Below are 24,725 nucleotides of genomic sequence, written 5' to 3' on the forward strand. Positions count from 1 at the left end.
CAGTTTATCAGAATTGATGATTGTCTTCTGGTCGCGCCATTTTTTGGAAGGTCCGCCATTTGAATCAATAAATGCTACAAATAAGCGCAAATATTATGCTGGAAGAGGGGATTCCAGGGCTGGGGGGAGTGTGTTGAAGCGGCGACGTCGTCATGCTCCCGTATTGCAGGGAGAATAAGATTGACGCTGTTGTTATAAGTGGCTGCATAAAATGCAATATAAAATATAATAACCATGTTTGCCACATGGTGATATTGAAATGAAAATAGGCGGATACTGGCGGCATTAACTTGGTGGCGACCGTAGTAATGCTTAAGTGTTTCTACTTATTATTTTTGGTGGGCTGTTTATACTCCCGGTGGCAGGCTCTGGGGTTCGGCGGACGCGGCGCGCCACTGTTGCTGGCAGGACGCGCAAAACGCCGGCGGGCTGCTGCTGCATCGCACAAGCGGCCTGTACTTCGCTATAATTGCGCGGTTAAAACACCACCCGCTAATGAGGAATCCCATGAGTTTGAATAACGTCTCTTCCGGCCGCGACCTGCCGAACGATTTCAACGTCGTCATCGAAATCCCGATGAATGCCGATCCGATCAAGTACGAAGTCGACAAGGAAAGCGGCGCGATCTTCGTCGATCGCTTCATGGGTACCGCCATGCATTACCCGTGCAACTACGGCTACGTGCCGAACACCCTGTCGCCGGACGGCGACCCGGTCGACGTGCTGGTCATCACCCCGTTCCCGCTGATCCCGGGCGTGGTCGTGCGCTGCCGTCCTATCGGCGTGCTGAAAATGACCGACGAATCGGGCGAAGACGCGAAAGTGCTGGCCGTGCCAGTCGACAAGGTCCTGTCGATCTACAGCCACTGGCAAAAGCCGGAAGACTTGAACGAACTGCGCCTGCGCCAGATCCAGCATTTCTTTGAGCACTACAAAGATCTGGAAAAAGGCAAATGGGTCAAGATCGACGGCTGGTATGGCCCGGAAGTGGCCAAGGAAGAAATCCTGAACGGCGTCGCTGCCTTCAAGACCGACGCCGCCAAAGCCTAAGAACACCCGGTAAAAAAACGCTCCCCGCCAGTCATGGCCGGGAGCGTTTTTTTATGCGCGAAAAGGACTGTGTTCGTTCAATTCATCGAGGTAGGCATCGATGCCGCCCCGTTCGCGTTCAAGGAAGCGCTGCACGGCGTCCGCGAAGGCCGGGTGCGCCAGCCAGTGGGCAGACCACGTCTTTTGCGGCAGGAAGCCGCGCGCCATCTTGTGCTCACCCTGGGCGCCGCCCTCGAAGGTGGCGATGCCGTTGGCGATGCAAAATTCCAGCGGCTGGTAGTACGCCGTCTCGAAATGCAGACAGGGCACGTGCTCGAGCGCGCCCCAGTAGCGGCCATATAAAGTGTCTTTTGTGTGGATCACCAGCGAGGCGGCAATCGCCCGGCCTTCATGCTCGGCGATCACCAATAGAATGTTTTCCGGCATGCTCGTACCGATGCGCCGGAAGAAGTCCAGCGACAGATAGGGCGAGGAGCGGTGTTCCGCATAGGTATTGCTGTAGCAGCGGTGGAACAGCTGCCAGTCCGCGTCCGTGGCGTTCGCTCCGCGTATCTGGCGCATGGTGACGCCTGCTTCCCGCACCTTGCGCCGCTCGGCGCGGATATTCTTGCGCTTCTTGTGTTCCAGGGTGGCGAGGAATTGTTCGAAATCCGAGTAGCCGGGATTGAGCCAGTGAAACTGCACGCCACTACGCATCAGATAGCCAGCTTCCTCCAGCTGGCGCGCTTCGCTTTCCGGCGGGAACAGGATGTGGCAGGACGACACGTCGGCCGCTTGCTGCTGTGCTTGAAGAAAGGCCAGCAGTGCGGCGCGCGCCTCGCCGTCGCGGGCCAGCAGGCGTGCGCCGCTCACAGGCGTGAATGGAATCGCGGACAGCAGTTTCGGGTAATATTCAAGGCCATGTTGCCGATAGGCGTCGGCCCAGGCCCAGTCGAACACGTATTCGCCATACGAGTGCATTTTGAGGTACAGGGGCAGGGCGGCGGCCAAGGATTTGCCTTGCCACAGCACCAGGTAATTCGGCTGCCAGCCCGTGTCCGCGCTGGCGCAGCCGGACTCGTGCAGCGCGTGCAAAAAGGCGTAGGAAAGGAAGGGATTGGCCTCCGCCTGGCTGGCCAGCAGTTCAGACCAGGCCGCTTCGCCAATTTCAGCCAGGGTAGTGACGATAGCCGTGCGATAATTCATTGTTGTAGTGTGCATTCATCACTCTCGGGGCGCCGCCACCGGCCTGCGCGCCCCTGTCTTGTTTAATAGAACGAAAATATCCATCATCATCATGACAGTCAAAGTCGCAATTGCTCAAATGAATAGTACGGTCGGCGATCTGGCCGGCAACCGTGCCAAGATCGTCGACCTTTCCCGCCGCGCCTTTGAAGCGGGCGCCGATATCGTGCTCACGCCGGAACTGTCGCTGGTCGGCTATCCACCCGAGGACTTATTACTGCGCAATGCATTCTACGCAAAAACGCAGGAAGCGTTTGCGGGACTGGCTGCCGACCTGGCCCAGTTCAAGGATTTGCACGTGGTGGTGGGTTTGCCCCTGCAAGACGAAAAGGGTGTGCGCCACAACGCCGCCTCCGTGTTGCTGAACGGCGAAGTGCTGGGCACCTACCGCAAGCACGATTTGCCGAACACCACCGTGTTCGATGAAAAGCGTTATTTCACGTCGTCGGACCAGGCTTTCGTGTTTGGCGTGAAGGGCGTGCGTTTCGGCATCAATATCTGCGAAGACACGTGGTTCGAGCATGCACCTGCGCGCGCCCGCGCGGCCGGCGCGCAAGTGCTGCTGGTGCCGAACGGCTCGCCCTACCACATGAACAAGCAGCATCTGCGTTATGAAACCATGCGCAGGAATGTCAGCGCGCAAGGCATGGCCCTCGTGTACGCTAATCTGGTCGGCGGCCAGGATGAACTGATTTTCGATGGCGATTCCTTCGTCATGGATGCGGCCGGCACGATGTGCGCCCAGCTGCGCCACTTCGAGGAAGACTTGCAGCTGGTCGAGTTCGACGGCGCCACGCCCGTGCCGCAGCCGCTGGCCGCGCCATTGACCACCGAGGCGCAGGTGTACCAGGCGCTGGTGCTGGGCGTGCGCGACTATATCGGCAAGAACGGTTTCCCTGGCGTGCTGATCGGCATGTCGGGCGGCGTCGATTCCGCCCTGACCCTGGCGATTGCCGTCGATGCGCTGGGTGCCGACAAGGTGCGCGCCGTCATGATGCCGTCGCAATTTACGGCCGATATCTCGTGGATCGATTCGCGCGACATGGTAAAACGCCTCAATGTGCGCTACGATGAAATTCCGATCAAGCAAACCTTCGACGCCTTCCGCGCTACCCTGGCTGACGAGTTCGCCGGACTGGCGGAAGACGCGACGGAAGAGAACATCCAGGCGCGCATCCGCGGCACCTTGCTGATGGCCCTGTCGAACAAGCATGGCAGCATCGTGCTGACGACGGGCAACAAGAGCGAGATGGCGGTCGGTTATTGCACCCTGTATGGCGACATGGCGGGCGGCTTTGCCGTGATCAAGGATATCGCCAAGACCCTCGTGTACCGGCTGTGCGCCTGGCGCAACAGCGTGTCGGACGTGATACCCGAGCGCATCCTGACGCGCGGACCGTCCGCTGAATTGCGCGCCGACCAGCTGGACCAGGATTCCTTGCCGCCATACGACGTGCTCGACGGCATCATGCAGCTGTACATGGAAGAAAACCGGCCGATCGCCGAGATTATCGAGGCTGGCTATCCGCCGGCCGATGTGGCCCGGGTCACGCGCCTGATCAAGATCAATGAATACAAGCGGCGCCAGTCGCCGGTGGGCATCCGCGTCACGCACCGTGGCTTCGGCCGCGACTGGCGTTATCCGATTACGTCGAAGTTCTACGAATAAACAGCCATCTGTCCGCAATCCAACAATTTTAAGGAGTAGCCATGAAACAGATTACCGCCATCATCAAACCATTCAAGCTCGACGAAGTACGTGAGGCCCTGGCCGACGTGAACGTGACGGGCTTGACCGTGACGGAAGTGAAGGGCTTTGGCCGCCAGAAGGGTCATACCGAGCTGTACCGTGGCGCCGAATACGTGGTCGACTTCTTGCCGAAAGTCAAAGTGGAAGTGGTGGTAGACGACAGCGTGTCGGAACTGGTGGTCGACGCCATCATCAAGGCGGCCCGCACGGGCAAGATCGGCGATGGCAAGATTTTCGTGCGCGATGTGGAGCAGGTGATACGCATTCGTACCGGTGAGACTGGTCCAGACGCGGTGTAAGTCTGGCCAACAATGTTGTCGGATTACGGTCCTCCGGACCTAATCCGACCTACCCGTAGCAATGTGTGTCATACCGTAGGCCGTAGGTCGGGTTAGCGCGCCAGCGCGTAAGCCGACGCTGCCGAGCCAATAAAGCCGCCGAATTGCCCTTCAGCGCCCCAGGCGCATATCGAATTTCCAGCATATCAGGCGCAGAATCGTGATGCCGCTGGCGCTGGTCCACAGCGCGAAGTCGTGCTCGGCGCCGAAGTGCATCTGCAATAAATAAGCCCAGCAGCCGAAAAACGCGCAGATCGCGTACGGTTTGCCGTCGCGAAATACCATCGGCACTTCGTTGCAGACGATGTCGCGCATCACGCCGCCAAAAATCCCCGTAATCACCCCCATCATCGACGCGATGAAGAGCGGCATGCCGGCGCGCGTCGCTTCGGCCACGCCCGCGATGGCGAACATGCCCAGGCCGATGGCGTCGGCAATGACGATCAGGCGTTCCGAGACGATCTGGCGCAAGTGCTGGATCAAGGGCGCGGCCGTCAGGGCCAGCACGAAGATGAGTATTGCGTATTCCTGGTGCGAAACCCAGAACAACGGTCGCTTGTCGAGCAGGATGTCGCGCAAAGTCCCCCCGCCGAATGCCGTGATGAATGCCACGACGAACACGCCGACCAGGTCCATGCGCTTGCGGCGCGCTTCGATGAAGCCGGAAAACGCGCCCACCAGGATGGCGATGACCTCAATGATCTTGATCAGCGAGCCAGGCGGCAATTGGGGTGGCATCATGGGTGGAGCGCTTGAGCAGGAAATAATTGTCACAGGTTAACATGACACGGCCCCGAATGGTGACAAACGGGGCCGTGCGCGTGGGCTAACTTGTTACTGAATTGTAATTTCTTGCTGCTGTGCTCAGCGGATGGGCTGCAGGGCGGAAGAAAGCAATACGACGAGGGCGCCATCGCCCCCTTCGGAGCGACGCGCCTGGCAAAAGGCGATGACTTCATCCTTTTGCACGAGCCAGCTGTGCACCATCGATTTCAAGACCGGTTCCTGGCCTTTCGAGCCAAAACCCTTGCCGTGGATCACGCGCACGCAGCGCAGCTTGCGCCGCGTCGCCTGGTTCAAAAAGGCGCCGATGCCGTCGCGCGCCTCGTCGCGGCGCAAGCCGTGCAAGTCCAGCTCATCCTGGATGGGCCAGTGGCCCTTGCGCATCTTCTTGACCACGTCCGGTCCCACGCCGGGACGGGCGTAGTTCAGGGCCGGATCGTTTTCCAGGTAATGGTCGACTTCGAACAAGTCCGACAGCGATTCGCGCAGCACGGCCGCATCGTCCTCTTCCGGAGACAACTTGCGCGCCGGCTGCTGGGCGCTGACCGCGCCCGCCTTGGGCAGGCTGGGCACGTAGCGGTCCGACTCGGGCAAACGTTTGACGCCGCCGATGCTGGCCTTGAACAGATTGCTCTCCACGGCCTGCACCTTGACCTGCTTGGCGCGCTCCGCTTCAGCCTGGGCGCGCGCATCCGCCTGCTCCTTGAGCTGCTTGCTGACCGCTTTCAGGTCGGCAAAGTCTTTCATCGACGCCATGCGACGCTTACTCCTGGCCTTCCAGGTAGCGCTGGGCGTCCAGTGCTGCCATGCAACCCGTGCCGGCGCTGGTGATGGCCTGGCGGTAGATGTGGTCTTGCACGTCGCCGGCCGCAAACACGCCCGGTGCGCTGGTGGCCGTGGCCATGCCTTCCAGGCCCGTCTTGGTCTTGATGTAGCCGTTGTGCATGTCCAGCTGGCCTTCGAAGATGCCCGTGTTCGGCTTGTGGCCGATGGCGATGAACACGCCATGCACGCTCAATGCTTCGACCTTGCCGTCGATGGTCGACTTGATGTTCAGACCCGTCACGCCGCCTTCGTTGCCCGTCACCTCGTCCAGAGTGTGGTTATATTTCAACACAATCTTGCCTTCGGCAACCTTGGCGTTCAGGCGGTCGATCAAAATCGCTTCCGCGCGGAACTTGTCGCGGCGGTGGATCAGCGTGACTTTATTGGCGATGTTCGACAGGTACAGCGCTTCTTCGACGGCCGTGTTGCCGCCGCCGACGACGGCCACTTCCTGGTTGCGGTAGAAGAAACCATCGCAGGTGGCGCAGGCGGACACGCCCTTGCCCATGAATTCCGCTTCCGATGGCAGGCCCAGGTATTGCGCTGACGCGCCCGTGGCGATGATCAGGGTGTCGCACGTGTATTCGTGGCTGTCGCCCTTCAGGCGGATCGGCTTTTCATTGAGGAACGTGGTGTGGATGTGGTCAAACACGATTTCCGTATTGAAACGCTCGGCGTGCTGCAGCAAGCGCTGCATCAGGTCCGGGCCTTGCACGCCCATCGGGTCGCCGGGCCAGTTTTCCACGTCGGTGGTGGTCATCAACTGGCCGCCTTGTTCCACGCCGGTGACCAGCATCGGGTTCAGGTTGGCGCGGGCGGCGTAGACGGCGGCGCTGTAGCCGGCTGGGCCGGAGCCGAGGATCAAAACGCGGGCGTGTTTGGTAGTGGTCATGGGAAGCTTCTCTATGAGTGGGGTCTATCCGAATTGGGGGCATACGCGCGAAGAACAAGGGCGTATTGCGCTTGCGCAATCAATCCACGATTATAGACCAAGCCGCCTGTAGCGACGAATCGTGGGGCCGTCCGGGGCATATATGGCTTAGAATACTTCCTTATTATGGGAAATTCCCTTTCAGAAACATTTTTCACCTTGCAGCGCTTCCCAGAATGACTAAACCAGCCCAGGCCAATCAAAATAGCTACACCCGAAAACCGGTCGAACGCCGGCCCCTGCCCAACCGGCTGGTGCGGCTGCTGTCCGAGGCGCGCTGGTTCGCGCTGGCCGCGTTTGCCTTGTATTTCGTGCTGATCCTGGCCAGCTTCAACAAGCTCGATCCCGGCTGGTCGCACGCCACCAACGTCGACAAGGTGGCCAACCTGGGCGGCAAGCTCGGCGCGACCTTCTCCGATCTGTTGCTGTATATCTTCGGCTTTTCCGCCTGGTGGTGGTGCGTGTGGCTGCTGCGCACAGTGTGGCATGGCTATCGCCGCCTGAGTAAGCGCTTCCTGCTGGAAGAGGAGGAGGTGGAGCGCGAACACCATGTCGAGATGCTGATCCGCATCGTCGGCTTCTCCATCATGCTGATCGGCAGCATGGGCCTCGAATTCCTGCGCATGGCAAAAAGCCTGCACGTGCAGCTGCCGCGCGATCCGGGCGGCGTGCTGGGCCAGCTGGTCGGGCACTCGGCCCACGTGGCTTTTGGTTTTACTGGCGCGACCTTGCTGCTGTTGCTGCTGTTCGGCCTGGGCTTTTCCCTGTTCTTCCACGTGTCGTGGCTGCAAGTGGCCGAACGCATCGGCGGCGCCATCGAAGACGCCTTCAACTGGTTCGTGCTGCGCTACCAGGACCGCGAAGACCGCCGCCAGGGCGAAGTGGCCGCCGTGCGCCGCGACGAAGTGGTGGTCATCGAGCGAGCCAAGCATGTAGAGAAACATGTGGCCGCGCCGCCCGTGAAGATCGAGCCGCAGGTGGTGACCGTGGTGAAATCGGAGCGCGTGGAAAAGGAACGCCAGGCCCATTTGTTCGAGAACCTGGGCGATGGCAAGCTGCCGCCTTTGTCGCTGCTCGATGAAGCGCCGCCCGTGGTGGAAACGGTGTCCGTGGAAACGCTGGAATTTACGAGCCGCCTGATCGAAAAGAAATTGTCGGACTTTGGCGTGGATGCCAAGGTAGTGGCCGCTTACCCCGGCCCCGTTGTCACGCGCTATGAAATCGAGCCGGCCACGGGCGTGAAGGGTAGCCAGATCGTCGGCCTGGCGCGCGACCTGGCCCGTTCGCTGTCGCTGACTTCCATCCGCGTAGTGGAAACCATTCCCGGCAAGAATTACATGGCCTTGGAACTGCCGAACAGCAAGCGCCAGATCGTGCGTCTGACGGAAATCCTCGGCTCCAAGGTCTACAACGATGGCGTATCGAGCCTGACGATTGCGCTTGGCAAGGATATCGCGGGCAAGCCCGTCGTGGCCGACCTGGCGAAGATGCCCCACTTGCTGGTGGCCGGTACCACCGGCTCCGGTAAGTCGGTCGGCATCAATGCGACGATTCTGTCGCTGCTGTACAAATCCGATCCGCTCGACGTGCGGCTGATTTTGATCGATCCGAAGATGCTGGAAATGTCCGTCTACGAAGGCATTCCGCACTTGCTGGCGCCCGTCGTGACCGACATGCGCCAGGCCGGCCATGCGCTGAACTGGGCCGTCAACGAGATGGAACGCCGTTACAAGCTGATGAGCAAGATGGGCGTGCGTAACCTGGCGGGCTACAACGCCAAGATTGCCGACGCGAAAAAGCGCGAAGAACATATCCCGAATCCGTTCAGCCTGACGCCGGACTCGCCGGAGCCGCTGGAAAAACTGCCGACCATTGTCATCATCATCGACGAGCTGGCCGACCTGATGATGGTGGTGGGCAAAAAAGTCGAGGAATTGATCGCGCGTATCGCCCAAAAGGCGCGCGCTGCCGGCTTGCACTTGATTCTGGCCACGCAGCGCCCATCTGTAGACGTGATCACGGGCTTGATCAAGGCGAACATCCCCACGCGTATCGCCTTCCAGGTCTCGTCGAAGATCGACTCGCGCACCATTCTCGACCAGATGGGCGCGGAAACCCTGCTGGGCATGGGCGACATGCTGTACATGCCGCCCGGCACAGGCTTGCCGATGCGCGTGCACGGCGCGTTCGTGTCCGATGAAGAAGTCCACAGAGTCGTCAGCCATTTGAAGCTGCAGGGCGAACCGAATTACATCGAGGGCATCCTCGAAGGCGGCACCCTGGAAGGCGATGGCGCCGAGGGCGGCGCGCCGGGCGAGGGCGGCGGCGAGGCCGATGCCCTGTACGACCAGGCGGTGGCGGTGGTGCTGAAAAACCGCCGCGCCTCGATTTCGCTGGTGCAGCGTCATTTGCGCATCGGCTACAACCGCGCCGCCCGTCTGCTCGAGCAGATGGAGCAGAGCGGGGTGGTATCAACCATGCAATCCAATGGCAATCGGGAAATCCTGGTGCCGGCGGCCAGTAGTGAACAAGGGTAAACAGAATGAAGAACACGACTTTCGCAGCAAAAATGATGATCGGCGCGGCCAGCGTTGCCTGCAGCCTGCTGTTCGCGGCCAGCGCCTCGGCCAGCGCGCTGGAGCAATTCAAGAGTTTTGCGGCCGGCACCAAGTCGGCCAAGGGCGAGTTCGTGCAGCGCCAGGTCAAGAAGGCGGACGCCAGCGGCAAGGCGAAAGTGTCGACGCCAGCCAGCGGCACGTTCGAGTTTGCGCGTCCGGGCAAGTTCATCTGGACCTATCTGAAGCCGTATGAGCAACTGCTGCAGGCGGACGGCGACAAGCTGTATATCTACGACAAGGACTTGAGCCAGGTGACGGTTAAGAAACTGGGCGACGCGCTCGGTTCCTCGCCAGCGGCGATTTTGTTCGGCAGCAACGACCTGGAAAAGAATTTCACCCTGGCCGAAGCCGGTACGCGCGATGGCCTGGAATGGCTGAAAGCGACACCGAAAGCCAAGGACACGACGTTCGACGAAATCACCATCGGCTTGCGCAACGGCGTGCCGGAAGCGATGGAATTGCGCGACTCGTTCGGCCAGACTTCGGTGCTGGCGTTCAAGAACTTCCAGAAGAATCCTGCGCTGGCCGCGAACCATTTCAAATTCGTGATGCCAAAAGGCGCGGACGTCATTAATAACTGATTGTTGACGTCTTGCTGTTGACCAGCCTCGCAGCAATGCGGGGCTTTTGCATTCTTATTAGGTAACTCATTATGGCGGATCTCTTTTCCACCGCACCGCGCCAGCCCTTGGCCGAAGCCTTGCGGCCGAGCACCCTGAACGAAGTCATCGGCCAGACGCATCTGTTGGGCGTGGGCAAGCCGCTGCGCCTCGCGTTCGACGCGGGCAAGGCCCATTCAATGATCTTGTGGGGGCCGCCCGGCGTGGGCAAGACGACCCTGGCGCGCCTGATGGCGAACGCGTTCGACAGCGAGTTCATCGCCCTGTCGGCCGTGTTTGCGGGCGTAAAAGATATCCGCGCGGCCATGGACCAGGCACGCCACAGCCTCGACCAGTTCGGCAAGCACACCTTGCTGTTCGTCGACGAGATCCACAGGTTTAACAAGTCGCAGCAGGACGCCTTGCTGCCGTTCGTCGAATCGGGCCTGGTGACGTTTATTGGCGCGACGACGGAAAACCCCAGCTTTGAAGTGAATTCGGCGCTGCTGTCGCGCGCCCAAGTGTATGTATTGAAATCGCTCAACGAAGACGAGATGAAACAGTTGCTGGCCAAGGCGCAATCCACGGCCCTGACGCACCTGACCTTCGACGAGGCGGCCGCCGACACCCTGATCGGCTATGCGGATGGCGATGCGCGCCGCTTTTTGAACTTGCTGGAACAGGCCGAGACGGCCGCCAGCTCGACGGGCAGGACCAAGATCGACGCGGCCTTCGTCGACAATGCGCTGACCCTCAACTCGCGCCGTTTCGACAAGGGGGGCGACAATTTCTATGACCAGATTTCCGCCTTGCATAAATCCGTGCGCGGCTCGAACCCCGATGCGGCCCTGTACTGGTTTTGCCGCATGATCGACGGCGGTGCGGACCCACGCTATCTGTCGCGGCGCATCGTGCGCATGGCCTGGGAAGACATCGGCCTGGCCGATCCGCGCGCCTTGACCATGGTCAATGATGCGGCGGAAACGTATGAACGGCTCGGTTCGCCCGAAGGCGAGCTGGCGCTGGGACAGGCCGTGATCTACCTGGCGATCGCCGCGAAAAGCAATGCCGGCTACAACGCGTTCAATACGGCCATGGCGTTCGTGAAGAAAGACAAGTCGAAGGAAGTGCCCGTGCACTTGCGTAATGCGCCGACGAAGCTGATGAAGGAACTCGGTTACGGCCACGCCTACCGCTACGCGCACGACGAGCCCGATGCGTATGCGGCCGGTGAAACCTATTTTCCGGACGGCATGGCCGAACCGGGCTGGTACCAGCCCGTGCCGCGCGGCCTGGAAAGCAAGATAGCCGATAAATTGGCGTGGCTGCGCGAGCTGGACAGAAAAGCAGGGAAGGGCTGAGGCTACAGTCCCAGGAGGGTAAAACCGTCATCCTGCGGCGCATAGCCCACCAGCTGGCGCGTCGCGGCAATCGACAGCCGCTTGTAGCGGTTGTCCGACACCCCATGCACGACGTGGTAGCCGGCTGGCACGTCCGCCGTCACGCAGCGGGCCAGCAGTTGCACCACGTCGCGTTCGCTGATGAAGGCGGCGATGTCGCGCGCGCTGTGTTGCTGGCCTTGTTCAAACTGCGCCACATTGGCGATGCGCACGGCGATCGTCGTCATGCCGTGCTGGTGCGCAAAGGCCGAGGCCACGCCTTCGCCAAACGCCTTGCTGGCGCCATACATGTTGGCGGGCCGGGCCGGCATGTGCTCTTGCACTTGCACGTCGAGCGGATAGCCTTCGATGGCTTGCGCGCTGCTGGCAAGCACGACTCTTTTCACTCCCTGTTCCTGTGCCGCGCGGAAGATATTGTGCGTGCCGACAATGTTCGGCTGCAGCAATTGCGCATCGAAATCGGCGCTGGCGTGCGGCACGCCGGCCAGGTGCAGCACCACATCGATATCGGCACAGGCGGCCAGGCAGGCGGCATAGTCGGCCACGTCAAGCTGAATGGATGGGCAGGGCGCTTCGGCCAGCTTGCCTGTGTGCAGGTCGGCCAGGCGCAGGGAGAATTCCCCGTGCCGGCTCTTCCAGAAAGCGGTGCCGATGATGCCGGCGGCGCCCGTGACGAGGACGCGCAGTAGAGTTTGTGTCATGTATTCCTTATGATCAGTGTGTGGGGCCGTGCCAGGTTCAGCCAGCGCAGCAGGGCAGGTCGGGGGGCGGCTGTGCCATGCACACGGATGTGTCCGCTACCGACGGCCTCAACCAGCACCAGGCCGTCATTCGGTATCGTATAGCGTTCGCCGCTGCGCAGCACGCAATCCTCGAACTGGGCGTAGGCCGTGATCCACGCCGTGCCGGACAGGCATTCGATGACCCTGGCGTGCGCTTTTTCCAGGCGCAAAGGCCGTTCGCTGCGTAATTCGTGGTCGGTATGCATGGCATCGCTCCTGTTGTGCTGACAGGAACAGCTTAGGCCCTTGCGGTGAACCATGACAGATGCAGGAAAACGAAATTGTGATGCATACAGTGTCCCTTGTCGTACACTGTGCTTGTCAAAAAACTCGGCAACTGTATCTGTGCCGGCCACGTGCGCCAGCCGCATACTGAAGGGATGAACATGAGCGCGCATTTGAATCTGTACGAGCACCTGGCCAACGAGCTGGGCGCCTTGATCGACTCGCGCGTGTTCGCGCCCGGCGACCGCCTGCCGTCGATCCGCCACCTGGCGCAGCAAAAGCGCATCTCCGTCAGCACCGTGATGCAAGCCTTGCGCCTGATGGAAGACCGGGGGCAGGTCGATGCGCGGCCCCAGTCCGGCTATTTCGTGCGCCACCGCGCGCCGCGCCGGCCGTGCAGCGCCGACGCCCAGCATTTGAAGGAGCCGGCCTTTGTCGGCATCAATAATCTGTTGATGCGCGTGCTGAAGGAAAACGAGGCGCCCGATATCGTGCAGCTGGGCACGGCCTGGCCGCCCGACGAGATATTACCCATCAAACGCATGCAGCGCACCATCAGCGCCGTGGCGCGGCGCGAGCCCGCTTTATTGAGCAAGGTCAGCTGTTACGACGTCAGCGAAAGCAATTTTTTGCGCCAGGTGACGCGCCGGGCGCTGGACTGGGGCAAGCTGGACCCGCACGAGATCGTCGTGACGAATTCCTGCACGGAGGCGATCAGCCTGTGCCTGCGCGCCGTCGCCAAACCGGGCGATACGATTGCCATCGAATCGGCCACGTATTTCGTGCTGCTGCAGATGATCGAAAGCCTGGGCATGAAGGCGCTGGAAATTCCCACCGACCCGAAGACGGGGCCGTCGCTCGATGCGCTCGAGCTGGCCCTGCGCGCCGGCCTCGTGCAAGCGTGTTTGTTCGTGCCGAACGCAAATAATCCCCTCGGTTGCGTCATGCCGGAGGAAAACAAGAAGCGGCTGGCGGGGCTGCTGTCTGAATTCAATATTCCGTTGGTGGAAGACGATGTATATGGCGACCTGTGCTTTGCGCCGCAGCGGCCGTGGCCCGTGAAAGCTTACGACACGAGCGGCAACGTTTTACTGTGCTCCTCATTTTCCAAGGCCATCACGCCCGCGTCCCGTGTCGGTTACGTGCTGGCCGGGCGCTTCGCCCAGGAAGTGGCTTTGCTGAAAACCGTGTCGAGCGGCGCCACCAGCCATTTCTTCCAGGCCGTGCTGGCCGATTTTCTGGAGGGCAGCAGCTACGACCAGCAATTGCGCAAGATGCGACGCACCCTGGTGCAGCGCATCGCCCGCATGTCCGACGCCGTGGCGGCCAGCTTTCCGGCGGATTGCATGCTGTCCGAGCCGCAGGGCGGTTTCGTGCTGTGGGTGCAGATGCCGCCGCAAATCGATGCGCTGGCCCTGCATGGCCCTGCCATCGCGGACGGCGTGGCGTATATGCCGGGCCAGCTGTTCTCGGCCTCGGGCAAGTTCGGCAATTATCTGCGCCTCAATTGCGGCAATGCGTGGACGCCGCGCATCGAGCAGGCTATCAGCCGCCTTGGTCGCCTCGTCAAGGACGCCTTGTAACTATTATCCACGCTTCAATCCCCGTTTTTCACCGTTCGCTCCCTGTTTTTCGCCGCTGGTCGCAAGCCGGTGGCCTTGTTTGTGGCCGTTGGCTAAAGTACCACCATACCAGCAGCAGTCAACGAAACAAACCAACCAGGAGTCACATCATGAACGCACTGAAAAACATGGAAATCACCTTTGTCGCCGCCGCCATCATCGCCATCGGCGCCAGCTTCGCCACCGCCGGCGCGAACACGGTGGAAGTGAGCGCCAGCAGCACCGTGATCGCCCAGGCTGCCGACAGCACGATGCCTGTCGTCACCGTCAGCGCCCGTCGCTTGAGCGCCGCCGAAAAAGCCGCCTTTATCTAAGTATTAAACTAAGCAGTCGCCGCAAAGCGGGCGCGAGTGCCCGGCCATACCGCCATGACGATGGCCAGCCATGTGCAAAACTCCTAAAGAACTGAACGGGTCTTGGTACAATGAGTGCTTTCGATACATCGGCACCGCCATCCACCCATGATAGATATCCAACTTCTCCGTAAAGACATCGCCACCGTCGCAGAACGCCTGGCGACGCGCAAATTCCAGCTCGACGTGGCAGGTTTTACCGCCCTCGAAGCCGAACGCAAGGCGATCCAGACGCGCACCGAAGAGCTGCAGGGCAAGCGCAATGCGCTGTCCAAGCAAATCGGCATGTTGAAAGGCAAGGGGGAAGACACCTCGGCCGTGATGGCGCAAGTGGCTGGCCTGGGCGATGAACTGAAAGCCGACGAAGCGGCCTTGACCGTGGTGCAAGCCAAGCTGAGCGACTTCATCATGGCCGTGCCGAACTTGCCGCACGAGTCGTCGCCCGTGGGTACGGACGAGTCGGGCAACGTGGAAGTGCGCAAGGTCGGCACGCCGCGGACTTTTGACTTTGAAGTCAAGGATCACGTCGACGTGGGCGGCCCGCTGGGCCTGGACTTCGAAGTGGCCACCAAGCTGACCGGTTCGCGCTTCTCCGTCATGAAGGGCGGCATTGCCCGCCTGCACCGCGCGCTGGCGCAATTCATGCTCAACACGCACGTGGACGAGCATGGCTACACGGAATGCTATACGCCGTACATGGTCAACGCCGATTCGCTGCGCGGCACGGGCCAGTTGCCGAAATTCGAAGCCGATCTGTTCTCGGTGAAAAAAGGCGGCGCGGAAGGCGAGGGCGAGACCTTCTACCTGATCCCGACGTCGGAAGTGTCGCTGACCAACATCGCCCGCGATGAAATCCTCGCGCTCGACCAACTGCCGCTGAAAATGACGGCGCACACGCCATGCTTCCGTTCGGAAGCAGGCAGCTATGGCCGCGACACGCGCGGCATGATCCGCCAGCACCAGTTCGATAAAGTCGAAATGGTGCAAGTGGTGCATCCGGACACCTCGTACCAGGTGCTGGACGAGATGGTCGGCCATGCGGAAGCCATCTTGCAACGCCTGGGCCTGCCATACCGCGTGATGTCGCTGTGCACGGGCGACATGGGTTTTGGCGCCACCAAGACCTTCGACCTGGAGGTGTGGCTGCCGGCGCAAAACACTTACCGCGAGATTTCGTCGCTATCGAACTGCGAAGCCTTCCAGTCCCGCCGTATGCAGGCGCGTTTCCGCAACGCCGCCGGCAAGCCGGAACTGGCGCACACCCTGAACGGCTCCGGCCTGGCAGTGGGCCGCACTTTGGTGGCCGTGCTGGAAAACTACCAGCAGGCAGACGGCAGCGTCGAGATCCCGGCCGTGCTGCGCCCGTACATGGGTGGCCTGACGCATCTGAAGGCCTAAAATAGTCCTTTTCTTTTCGCCGCGGGCTGCTATAATCTTGCCTTCTCGCAGCAATGCGGGAAAGACCGCAGCAAATGGAGAGGTGGCAGAGTGGTCGAATGTACTTGACTCGAAATCAAGCGTACGTTAAATCGTACCGTGGGTTCGAATCCCACCCTCTCCGCCAGAACAAATAGAGAAAGCTCCCGAAAGGGAGCTTTTTTTATTTGTGGCGGCGGAAAGGAGTACGCCCCCTGCGGGGCGTACGCGTGGGATTCGAAGCCCCGCGCATACTTGCGCGGGGCTCTCCGAATCGTCCAACTAGGTTTTGATTTACTTGAACCCTCAGTTGCAAATCACCAATAAACCCCTACCCAACCCAGCAACACCCATGCTAAAATAGCGCCTCGTTCAAACCGGCACGCCAGTTTGAACGAATAGACCGCAGTAAACGGAGAGGTGGCAGAGTGGTCGAATGTACTTGACTCGAAATCAAGCGTACGTTAAATCGTACCGTGGGTTCGAATCCCACCCTCTCCGCCAGAATACATAAGAGAAGCTCCCGCAAGGGAGCTTTTTTTATACCCACCACATATGCAAACCACCAGCGCAACAAGGTCAGGTAGAAAAACCGCCCAAAGCGTGCAGCGCAAGGCGTTTTTTCCTCCATTCAAGCTCTCATTGCCAGCGCTCCCACCACCGTGATCTGCCTCAGCCATGGTAATCTACCCCCTCCCATCCCGACCCCACCAATAAAAGCAATGAGCCGATTCTGGAGCAACATCGTCAGCGAGCTGACCCCTTACATCCCGGGCGAGCAACCCAAGCTGCCCAGCCTGGTCAAACTCAACACCAACGAAAATCCCTACGGCCCGTCGCCCCACGTCTTGGCCGCGCTGCACGAAGCCAGTAACGACACCTTGCGCCTCTACCCCGATCCCACGGCCAGCGAACTGAAGCAAACCCTGGCCGACTACCACGGCCTGAACAGCGCGCAAGTGTTCGTCGGCAATGGTTCCGATGAAGTGCTGGCGCTGGCCTTCATGGCCTTGCTCAAGCACGACGCGCCGCTGCTGTTCCCCGACATCAGCTATAGTTTTTACCCCGTGTATTGCAAGCTGTACGGCATCGATTACCGCACGGTCGCGCTCGACGATGCCATGCGCATCCGCCCGGAAGACTACCAGGGGCCGTGCGGCGCCATCATCTTCCCCAATCCCAACGCGCCGACGGGCGTGGACTTGCCGCTGGCCGGTGTGGAAACCCTGTTGCGCGACCACCCCGACGCCGTGGTGGTGGTCGATGAAGCGTATGTGGATTTCGGCGGCGAGAGCGCCGTGGTCCTGGTCGAGCGTTATCCGAACTTGCTGGTGGTGCAGACGTTCTCGAAATCGCGCTCGCTGGCCGGCTTGCGCGTCGGTTGTGCATTCGGGCATCCGGACTTGATCGAGGCGCTGGAAAGAGTGAAGAACAGTTTCAATTCCTATCCGCTGGACCGGCTGGCGCTGGCCGGCGCCGTGGCGTCGCTGCACGACGAAGCGTATTTCCAGCAGACGCGCCAGGCCGTGATCGCCAGCCGTGAACAGTTGACGGCGGATCTTGCTGTGCTGGGTTTCGAGGTGTTGCCGTCGGTGGCCAACTTTGTCTTTGTCCGCCACCCGCAGCATGACGCGGCGCAACTGGCGGCCGGCTTGCGCGCCCGTTCCGTGATCGTGCGCCATTTCAATGCACCGCGCATCAGCCAGTATTTGCGTATCAGCATCGGCAACGTGGGCGAGTGCGCGGCCTTGATGGCTGCCTTGCGCGAGATATTATTGTGATGGCAGGCCTGGTACGGCTGCCGGCAGCCGTACCAGGCGCCAGTTTTACTGCTGACTGGCCCGGCGGCGGCGCGCCATGAAGCCCAGCAAGCCCAGGCCGCCCAGCAGCATGCCGTAAGTGGCTGGCTCCGGTACGGCCGACACGGACAGGTTATTGATGGTCGGCCAGATGCCGATCTGTCCGGCCGTGCTGACGGCCAGGTCCGAGAAGGCGCCCGTCGACAGGAAGCCGATAAACGATGCCTGTGTCGGCAGCGCCAGTTCATAGGTGAGCAGCTCGCCCAGCGCATTACGCGCTGTCAAAGTGATGCTCTGGCTGTTGGCATAGCCACCGGCAGAGTTCGAGCCGAAGAAGAATCCCCCCACACCGCGTACGGCACTGGAAAAGTTGGAGAAGACCACGCTGTCGTTGCGGTTGTTCGTGCTCAGCCAGTTGTCGCTGCCCGTGCCGGCGCCATACAGGAGGGGCGAGACGCCAACGCTGCTTGCCGTGTAGGCATAGCTGCCGGCATTGCGGTTCAGTGGGCTATCGAGTGCATCGATGGGCAAATCATCAAAGGTGTCGACACCGGTATTGCCGGCCGCTGCCAGGTAGGCGGACTGGCTGGTAAATACCGTGATGTCTGCCTGTACGGCGCTGGCGGCGAGCAGGAGGGCGGCGGCGCTGATGATTTTCATGCGGGTGAGTGAGGTCTGCAAGATCGACTCCTTAACGAGGGTTGGGAAAAGGATGGGGCAAAAAGTTTCCTTATTTGTAATGCCAGTCCAATGTAATATTAAATAGAAAAAAATACAACATAAATCATTTATGATAATTTTGATCTTGCATATTAAATCGCTGATGTTTGCCAATTGCTAATGCATGGCCGCCTGAGTTGGCATCTGGCGGCACGATGCTGCCGGCGCGGGACATTTGTGCAACAATAATCGGATTCATACATCGACAGGACGGACAATATGGCAAAAGTGGCATTCATCGGTTTGGGCGTCATGGGTTTCCCCATGGCAGGTCACCTGGCGGCGGGCGGGCACGAGGTCACCGTGTACAACCGCAACCCGGCCCGCGCGGCCGCCTGGCTGGAGCAATACAAGGGCAGCAGCGCCGCCACGCCAGCCGCCGCCGCAGCAGGCGCCGAGTTCGTCTTCACCTGCATCGGCAACGATAACGACCTGTACCAGGTCATCCTGGAAGAGGGCGGCCTGTTGTCGGCCATGGCACCGGGCAGCATCCTGATCGACCATACGACGGCTTCGGCCGAAGCGGCGCGCACCATCCACGCGGCGGCGAAAGAGAAAGGCGTGTTCTTCCTCGATGCGCCCGTGTCCGGCGGCCAGGCTGGTGCGGAAAACGGCAAGCTGACGGTGATGGTGGGCGGCGACGCGGAAGCGTACGCGCGGGCCGAACCCGTCATCGCCCTGTTCTCGCGCGCCGTCACCTACATGGGGGCATCCGGTTCCGGCCAGCTCACAAAAATGGTCAACCAGATCTGCATCGCGGGCCTCGTGCAAGCCTTGAGCGAAGGCATCGCCTTTGCTGAAAACGCGGGCCTCGATGCGGCGCTGGTGGTCGACGTGATTGCCAAGGGCGCGGCGCAGTCGTGGCAGCTGGAAAACCGGGGCAAGACCATGATCGAGCGCAAGTTCGACTTCGGTTTCGCCGTCGACCTGATGCGCAAGGACCTCGGTATTTGCCTCGCCGAAGCCAAGCGCAATGGCAGCGACCTGCCCGTGACGACCTTGACGGATCAGTTTTACGGTGAAGTGCAGCAGGCGGGCGGTAACCGTTACGACACGTCCAGCCTGATTACCCGCCTGAATAAAAAGTAAAATTTAACTCGTCAGTAATGAGCGGCGCGTCCCTGCAAAGGGGCGCGCCGCTTGTCGTTTACGCCAGCAATAACCTTAAAACGTCAGTTTCCGGAACATCCGGTTTCGATTTTCATGGAAAAGCATGGACTTCGCTAGCTCATCGTGTATTATTAAAAAACGAGATGAAATGTCCCATTTTTTAAAACATTATGAGCGGACCCGCATGAAAACCAACTCCTCAGCGATAACACGCGTTGTCGACAAGAACATTCCCTACCTGTCTTCCGCCGTTGCCATCTGGCGTCCCCGCGCCGTACTGCGTAGCTGGCCCGGCGTGGCCATCGCGCTGGTGATCGCCCTGTCGGCTACCTTTATTTCCAGCAATTACGGCGGCCCGCAGCTGCTGTATGCGCTGTTCTTCGGCCTGGCCTTCCACTTCCTCGCGGCCGACCCTACCTGCAAGCCCGGCATCGAGTTTTGCAGCAAGGTGTTGTTGCGCACGGGAGTGGCCCTGCTGGGCGCGCGCATCACCTTCAACCAGATCGCGTCGGTCGGCGTGACGCCGTTATTGATCGTCGTCGGCGGCCTGGTGGCGACTTTGGGCTTCGGCTATCTGCTGGCCAGGTGGCTCAAGCGCCCCATCACGGAAGGGATCTTGTCGGGCGGTTCCGTCGCCATCTGCGGCGCGTCGGCCGCGCTGGCCATCTCGGCCGTGCTGCCGCAAACGAAGGAAAACGAAAAGTTCACCCTGCTGACGGTGGTGGGCGTGACGACCTTGTCGACCCTGGCCATGATCGTCTACCCGCTGCTGGTCAAGCTGCTGGGCTTCGACCCCACGGAAGCGGGCGTGTTTATCGGCGGCACCATCCACGACGTGGCGCAAGTGGTGGGTGCCGGCTATCTGGTGAGCAACCACACGGGCGACGTCGCTACCTTCGTCAAACTGACGCGTGTCGCTTGCCTCGTGCCCGTCGTGCTGGGCCTGTCGATCATGTTCAAGCGCAAGGACGGCAAGAGCGAAGTCGATGCGCCGCCGCTCGTGCCTTTCTTCCTGATCGGCTTTGTCTGGCTCGTCATCACCAACAGCCTGGGCCTGATTCCGCAGGAAGTGAATGGCTGGATCAACAACGCTTCGCGCGCCTGCCTCGTCATCGCCATTGCCGCACTGGGCGTGAAAACGTCGTTCCAGTCGCTGGCCTCGCTGGGCTGGCGTCCCGTGATCATGCTGGTGATGGAAACCGTGTGGATCGCCGCCTTCGTCGCCATCGCCGTGCTGCTGACGCGCTAAGCCACGGCCAGCCGCCATGAAGATCCTAGTCCTCGGCGCCGGCGTGGTCGGCACGGCATCGGCCTGGTACTTGCGCCAGGCGGGCCACGACGTGCGCGTGCTCGAGCGCCAGGCGGGCGCCGCGCAGGAAACGAGCTTCGGCAATGGCGGCCAGATTTCCGTCTCGCACGCGGAACCGTGGGCCAATCCCGCCACCCTGCGCAAGGTCGTCCGCTGGCTGGGCAAGGACGACGCGCCGCTGCTGTTCCGTCCCCGTCTTGATATGCTGCAATGGCAGTGGGCCTTGCATTATTTGCGCGAATGCCTGCCGGCTAGGGTGTCGCGCAACATGCGCCAGATCGTCGCCCTGGCCGAGTACAGCCGCCAGAGCCTGCAAGCCTTGCGCCGCGAGACGGGCATCGCGTATGACCACCTCGAGCGGGGCATTTTGCATTTCTATACGGACCAGCAGGAGTTCGATAAATCGCAGTCGGGCGCCGCGCTCTTGCGCGAGCTGGGCTGCCCCCGCAACACCGTCAGCGCCGATGAAGTGATCCAGCTGGAACCGGCCCTGCGCCACGCGCGCGGCCAGATTGTCGGCGGCGATTTTACGGCCAGCGACGAGTCGGGCGACGTGCATTTGTTTACCACGGCCTTGGCGGTCCGCGCGGCCGCTGCCGGCGTGGATTTTCAGTACGGCACGACGGTGACGCGCCTGCTGGCGGATGGCGAACGCATCACGGGCGTGGAATGCATCGATGCGCACGGTCGCCACCGCCTGGAATACGCGGATGCCGTGGTGGTGGCCATGGGCAGCTTTTCCGCACCGCTGCTGCAGCCGCTGGGCATCCGCTTGATGCTGTATCCGGGCAAAGGTTATTCCGCCACGTATCCGATACTCGACCCCATCAGCGCACCGGTCGTCTCGCTGACGGACGACGGCCACAAACTGGTGTTTTCACGGCTGGGTGAGCGCCTGCGCGTGGCGGGCACGTGCGAGCTGAACGGCTACACGCGCGAACTGAACCCCGTGCGCTGCGCCGCCATCACGCGCAGAGTGCAGGCGCTGTTTCCTGGTGCTTGCGATTACAGCGACCCCGTCTATTGGGCCGGCTTGCGCCCGCTCACGCCATCGAACGTGCCGTACATCGGTACGACGCGCTACCGCCAGCTCTACCTCAACACGGGCCACGGCACCCTGGGATGGACCATGGGCTGCGGTGCGGGCAGGGCGATTGCCGACCTCGTGTCGGGACGACGGCCGGAAGTCGATTTTGCGTTTTGCGGGGAACGCTTGGCGCCGCAGTCTGCGGTAGAGGAATTCCGGGGTCAGACCCGCCGGGGAAATGTACCCCAATGGGGCACATTTCAATCCCGACGGGACTGACCCCAGCTTTAACTTAGGAGATCACGATGAGAGACGACGCCACCCCCAGCCAGCCACCGGCCGGGCTGACCCTGGCCGGTACCACCTACCAGTCGCGCCTGCTGGTGGGCACGGGCAAGTACAAGGATTTCGAGGAAACGCGCCTGGCCATCGAAGAGAGCGGCGCCGAGATCGTCACCGTCACCATCCGGCGCGTGAATATCGGCCAGGAAAAGGGCGAGCCGAACCTGCTCGATTTCATACCGCCATCGAAATACACGATCCTGCCCAACACGGGCGGCTGCTACAACGCGCGCGACGCCGTCTACACCTTGCAGCTGGCGCGCGAGCTGCTGGGCGGCCACCAGTTGTGCAAGCTGGAAGTGCTCGGCGATGAAAAGACCCTGTTCCCGAACATGCCGGAAACGCTGAAAGCGGCGCAGCAGCTGGTGCGCGACGGCTTTCAGGTGATGGTGTACTGCAGCGACGACCCCATCCAGGCGCGCATGCTGGAAGACATCGGCTGCATCGCTGTCATGCCGCTGGCGTCCCTGATCGGCTCGGGCATGGGCATTTTGAATCCGTGGAATCTGTCGTTGATCATCGAGCAAGCCAGGGTCCCAGTGCTGGTCGACGCCGGTGTCGGCACGGCGTCGGACGCGGCCATCGCCATGGAGCTCGGTTGCGACGGCATCCTGATGAATACCGCCATCGCGGCGGCGCGCGAACCGGTACGCATGGCGCGTGCCATGAAACTGGCAGTGCAGGGCGGACGCGAGGCCTATCTGGCCGGACGCATGCCCCGGAGGGCAGGCGTCATGAGCGCCTCGCCCTCGTCGCCGATGGCCGGGCTGATTGCCTGAGCCCGATTTGTAGCAAGGCAGTTGATGATTGTTTCAAGCGTTTATAAAAACCACAATACCTGGAGATGACATGAAACACACACTCGTAGCGGCAGCCGTCCTGGCTTCCTTCTTCGCCGGCAGCGCCAGTGCCCAATCGTCCGTCACCGTGTACGGCTTGCTCGACGCGGGCCTGACGTCCGAACACGGCGGCGCGGACGGTTCCGTCACCAAGCTGGCGACCGGCGTGCAGTCGGGCAGCCGCATCGGCTTCAAGGGCACGGAAGACCTGGGCAACAATCTGAAAGCCAATTTCTTGCTGGAAAATGGCCTCGATGTGGACACGGGCGCCAACCGCCAGGGCGCCCTGTTCGGGCGCAAGGCTTACGTGGGCCTGTCGGGCGGCTTTGGCGCCGTGAACCTGGGCTTGCAGCACAACCCGCTGTTCACCGCGCTGGACAATATCGACCCCTTCGAGACGGGCATGACGGGCGCCTCGATCAACCTGATGAGCGTGGCCAGCCTGCGCACGAAAAACTCCATCATGTATGAAACGCCGAAGGTGAACGGCTTGTCGGCCGCCGTGATGGTTGGCCTCGGCGAAAAGCCGGACAGCAACACCCTGGGCCGCACCATCGACTTTTCCATCGATTACGCCAACGGCCCGCTCGTGCTGACCCTGGCGCACGACAACCGCAAGGACACACCGCTGAACACGGCCAAGGTCACCTTGCTGGGCGGCACCTACGACTTCGGCCCCGCCAAGCTGCACGCCGCGTATGAGACGGACAAGGATGACGCGGGCACGGATTTCCGCAGCTACATGCTGGGCGCGTCGGCCCCCGTGGGCGCGGCGGGCAGCGTGATGGCGTCCTACATCAAGAAGGATGACCGCTCCAACGCACGACGCGGCGGGCGCCAGCTGGCCATCGGCTACACCTATGCCTTGTCCAAGCGCACGAACCTGTACACCTCGTACGGCCGCATCAACAACGATGGCGCGGGCACCAACTTTGTCGGCGACGCATCGAGCGGCGGCAGCATGCCCTTGCCTGGGCATAACTCGAGCGCCTTCACGGCCGGCATGCGTTTGAAGTTTTAAGCACGGCGAGGCTGGTAGAGATGGCGGCTTGTCTGTTGCGGATAAGCCGCCATTGTTGTTTCAGCGGTGGACCTAAGTCGCGGATTCCGGATTCAGGAATGAAACAGTCCGATTTTTCATGAATTTTCATTGACAGCACATTTCGCAACCGTTAAATTGAACACGTATTTCAAATATCGGAACAAAATATACCGATTTTTCATAAAACTGTAAGGAGACTGAGCCATGACCGATTTGTCCGACCAAAAAGCCGCCGCCGCTGCCGTTCCCGTTGGCCCGCAAAAGATGACGCCTTCCGAAGCGTTCGTGGAAACCCTGGCCGCCAATGGCGTGACCGACATGTTCGGCATCATGGGCTCGGCCTTCATGGATCCGATGGATATCTTCGCACCCGCCGGCATCCGCCTGATTCCCGTCGTGCACGAGCAGGGCGCCGGCCACATGGCTGACGGTTATGCCCGCGTCTCGGGCCGCCATGGCGTCGTCATCGGCCAGAACGGCCCCGGCATCAGCAATTGCGTTACAGCGATTGCCGCCGCCTACTGGGCGCACACCCCCGTCGTGATCATCACGCCGGAAACGGGCACCATGAGCATGGGCCTGGGCGGCTTCCAGGAAGCGAACCAGCTGCCGATGTTCGAG

At 61.1% G+C, this 24,725-nt stretch carries 23 protein-coding genes and 2 tRNA genes; 18 read left to right on the forward strand and 7 right to left on the reverse strand.

The features are described 5' to 3' along the window. Positions 1 to 507: 507 nt before the first annotated feature. The gene (ppa, locus tag VM94_RS05270) at positions 508 to 1,050 is read left to right on the forward strand and encodes an inorganic diphosphatase (RefSeq protein WP_034786159.1); all 543 of its coding nucleotides are present in this window, start codon (positions 508 to 510) and stop codon (positions 1,048 to 1,050) included. Positions 1,051 to 1,101: 51 nt separating this feature from the next. On the opposite strand, the gene VM94_RS05275 is transcribed toward ppa, so the two are convergent. Then, positions 1,102 to 2,235, reverse strand: a complete 1,134-nt coding sequence (locus tag VM94_RS05275; RefSeq protein WP_046682492.1) for a GNAT family N-acetyltransferase — start codon at positions 2,233 to 2,235, stop codon at positions 1,102 to 1,104. 91 nt (positions 2,236 to 2,326) lie between these two features. Between VM94_RS05275 and VM94_RS05280 the strand changes: the two genes are divergently transcribed. Next, positions 2,327 to 3,943, forward strand: coding sequence for an NAD+ synthase (locus tag VM94_RS05280; RefSeq protein ID WP_046682493.1), 1,617 nt, complete (start codon positions 2,327 to 2,329; stop codon positions 3,941 to 3,943). A gap of 41 nt (positions 3,944 to 3,984) precedes the next feature. Continuing rightward, positions 3,985 to 4,323 (forward strand): P-II family nitrogen regulator, encoded by a 339-nt coding sequence (locus VM94_RS05285; protein ID WP_034758685.1) that lies wholly within the window; start codon positions 3,985 to 3,987, stop codon positions 4,321 to 4,323. 150 nt (positions 4,324 to 4,473) lie between these two features. Here the strand turns inward: VM94_RS05285 and VM94_RS05290 are convergent, their stop codons facing one another. The 3 genes from VM94_RS05290 to trxB all read right to left on the reverse strand — a co-directional run bounded on the left by VM94_RS05290 (position 4,474) and on the right by trxB (position 6,862). Continuing rightward, positions 4,474 to 5,103 (reverse strand): trimeric intracellular cation channel family protein, encoded by a 630-nt coding sequence (locus VM94_RS05290; RefSeq protein WP_034758680.1) that lies wholly within the window; start codon positions 5,101 to 5,103, stop codon positions 4,474 to 4,476. Between the two features lie 123 nt (positions 5,104 to 5,226). Further along, on the reverse strand, positions 5,227 to 5,901 hold the full coding sequence (locus tag VM94_RS05295) for a Smr/MutS family protein (protein ID WP_046682494.1): 675 nt from the start codon (positions 5,899 to 5,901) through the stop codon (positions 5,227 to 5,229). A gap of 7 nt (positions 5,902 to 5,908) precedes the next feature. Then, on the reverse strand, positions 5,909 to 6,862 hold the full coding sequence (trxB, locus tag VM94_RS05300; RefSeq protein ID WP_034758671.1) for a thioredoxin-disulfide reductase: 954 nt from the start codon (positions 6,860 to 6,862) through the stop codon (positions 5,909 to 5,911). Between the two features lie 215 nt (positions 6,863 to 7,077). Between trxB and VM94_RS05305 the strand changes: the two genes are divergently transcribed. From VM94_RS05305 to VM94_RS05315, 3 genes are all read left to right on the forward strand, one after another. Then, positions 7,078 to 9,438: a DNA translocase FtsK gene (locus VM94_RS05305; RefSeq protein ID WP_046682495.1), complete on the forward strand. Its 2,361-nt coding sequence runs from the start codon at positions 7,078 to 7,080 to the stop codon at positions 9,436 to 9,438. A 5-nt stretch (positions 9,439 to 9,443) separates the two neighbouring features. Continuing rightward, on the forward strand, positions 9,444 to 10,100 hold the full coding sequence (gene lolA / locus VM94_RS05310) for an outer membrane lipoprotein chaperone LolA (protein WP_046682496.1): 657 nt from the start codon (positions 9,444 to 9,446) through the stop codon (positions 10,098 to 10,100). A gap of 71 nt (positions 10,101 to 10,171) precedes the next feature. Next, positions 10,172 to 11,479, forward strand: a complete 1,308-nt coding sequence (locus VM94_RS05315) for a replication-associated recombination protein A (protein WP_046682497.1) — start codon at positions 10,172 to 10,174, stop codon at positions 11,477 to 11,479. A gap of 2 nt (positions 11,480 to 11,481) precedes the next feature. Here VM94_RS05315 and VM94_RS05320 read toward each other — a convergent pair whose 3' ends face one another. Both VM94_RS05320 and VM94_RS28470 read right to left on the reverse strand, forming a co-directional pair. Next, positions 11,482 to 12,219: an NAD-dependent epimerase/dehydratase family protein gene (locus VM94_RS05320; protein WP_046682498.1), complete on the reverse strand. Its 738-nt coding sequence runs from the start codon at positions 12,217 to 12,219 to the stop codon at positions 11,482 to 11,484. Then, entirely contained in the window at positions 12,216 to 12,506 is a 291-nt protein-coding gene (locus VM94_RS28470; protein WP_052755530.1) for a DUF2917 domain-containing protein, read from the reverse strand. The genes VM94_RS05320 and VM94_RS28470 overlap by 4 nt, the downstream gene beginning before the upstream one ends. Before the next feature lie 180 nt (positions 12,507 to 12,686). On the opposite strand from VM94_RS28470, the gene VM94_RS05330 reads away from it, so the two are divergent. The 6 genes from VM94_RS05330 to hisC all read left to right on the forward strand — a co-directional run bounded on the left by VM94_RS05330 (position 12,687) and on the right by hisC (position 17,697). After that, a complete protein-coding gene (locus VM94_RS05330; RefSeq protein ID WP_046682542.1) occupies positions 12,687 to 14,108 on the forward strand; it encodes an aminotransferase-like domain-containing protein in 1,422 nt (473 codons plus the stop codon). A 149-nt stretch (positions 14,109 to 14,257) separates the two neighbouring features. Further along, on the forward strand, positions 14,258 to 14,461 hold the full coding sequence (locus tag VM94_RS05335; protein ID WP_035826480.1) for a hypothetical protein: 204 nt from the start codon (positions 14,258 to 14,260) through the stop codon (positions 14,459 to 14,461). Positions 14,462 to 14,608: 147 nt separating this feature from the next. Then, a complete protein-coding gene (gene serS / locus VM94_RS05340) occupies positions 14,609 to 15,898 on the forward strand; it encodes a serine--tRNA ligase (protein ID WP_046682499.1) in 1,290 nt (429 codons plus the stop codon). A gap of 76 nt (positions 15,899 to 15,974) precedes the next feature. Next, positions 15,975 to 16,064, forward strand: a tRNA-Ser gene (locus VM94_RS05345). Between the two features lie 266 nt (positions 16,065 to 16,330). Continuing rightward, a tRNA-Ser gene (locus VM94_RS05350) sits at positions 16,331 to 16,420 on the forward strand. 218 nt (positions 16,421 to 16,638) lie between these two features. Further along, the gene (gene hisC / locus VM94_RS05355; protein ID WP_046682500.1) at positions 16,639 to 17,697 is read left to right on the forward strand and encodes a histidinol-phosphate transaminase; all 1,059 of its coding nucleotides are present in this window, start codon (positions 16,639 to 16,641) and stop codon (positions 17,695 to 17,697) included. 45 nt (positions 17,698 to 17,742) lie between these two features. Here hisC and VM94_RS05360 read toward each other — a convergent pair whose 3' ends face one another. Continuing rightward, positions 17,743 to 18,396 carry a PEP-CTERM sorting domain-containing protein gene (locus tag VM94_RS05360; protein WP_235432834.1) on the reverse strand — a complete coding sequence of 218 codons (654 nt, stop codon included), beginning with the start codon at positions 18,394 to 18,396 and terminating at the stop codon, positions 17,743 to 17,745. Positions 18,397 to 18,654: 258 nt separating this feature from the next. Between VM94_RS05360 and VM94_RS05365 the strand changes: the two genes are divergently transcribed. From VM94_RS05365 to VM94_RS28855, 6 genes are all read left to right on the forward strand, one after another. Further along, complete coding sequence (locus VM94_RS05365) at positions 18,655 to 19,524, forward strand: NAD(P)-dependent oxidoreductase (RefSeq protein ID WP_046682501.1); 870 nt, start codon at positions 18,655 to 18,657, stop codon at positions 19,522 to 19,524. A gap of 205 nt (positions 19,525 to 19,729) precedes the next feature. Next, entirely contained in the window at positions 19,730 to 20,794 is a 1,065-nt protein-coding gene (locus VM94_RS05370) for a YeiH family protein (RefSeq protein ID WP_082127569.1), read from the forward strand. Positions 20,795 to 20,810: 16 nt separating this feature from the next. Continuing rightward, positions 20,811 to 22,160: a D-amino acid dehydrogenase gene (locus VM94_RS05375; protein ID WP_082127570.1), complete on the forward strand. Its 1,350-nt coding sequence runs from the start codon at positions 20,811 to 20,813 to the stop codon at positions 22,158 to 22,160. Between the two features lie 26 nt (positions 22,161 to 22,186). Beyond that, positions 22,187 to 23,002, forward strand: coding sequence for a thiazole synthase (locus VM94_RS05380; RefSeq protein ID WP_046682502.1), 816 nt, complete (start codon positions 22,187 to 22,189; stop codon positions 23,000 to 23,002). A gap of 70 nt (positions 23,003 to 23,072) precedes the next feature. Continuing rightward, the gene (locus VM94_RS05385) at positions 23,073 to 24,083 is read left to right on the forward strand and encodes a porin (RefSeq protein ID WP_046682503.1); all 1,011 of its coding nucleotides are present in this window, start codon (positions 23,073 to 23,075) and stop codon (positions 24,081 to 24,083) included. Between the two features lie 225 nt (positions 24,084 to 24,308). Further along, the coding region (locus VM94_RS28855) for a thiamine pyrophosphate-binding protein (protein ID WP_268762440.1) at positions 24,309 to 24,725 on the forward strand (417 nt) is incomplete at its 3' end.

Origin of the sequence: Janthinobacterium sp. KBS0711, from assembly GCF_000988085.1 — a bacterium.
GTDB classification, from domain to species: Bacteria; Pseudomonadota; Gammaproteobacteria; order Burkholderiales; family Burkholderiaceae_D; genus Janthinobacterium; species Janthinobacterium lividum_E.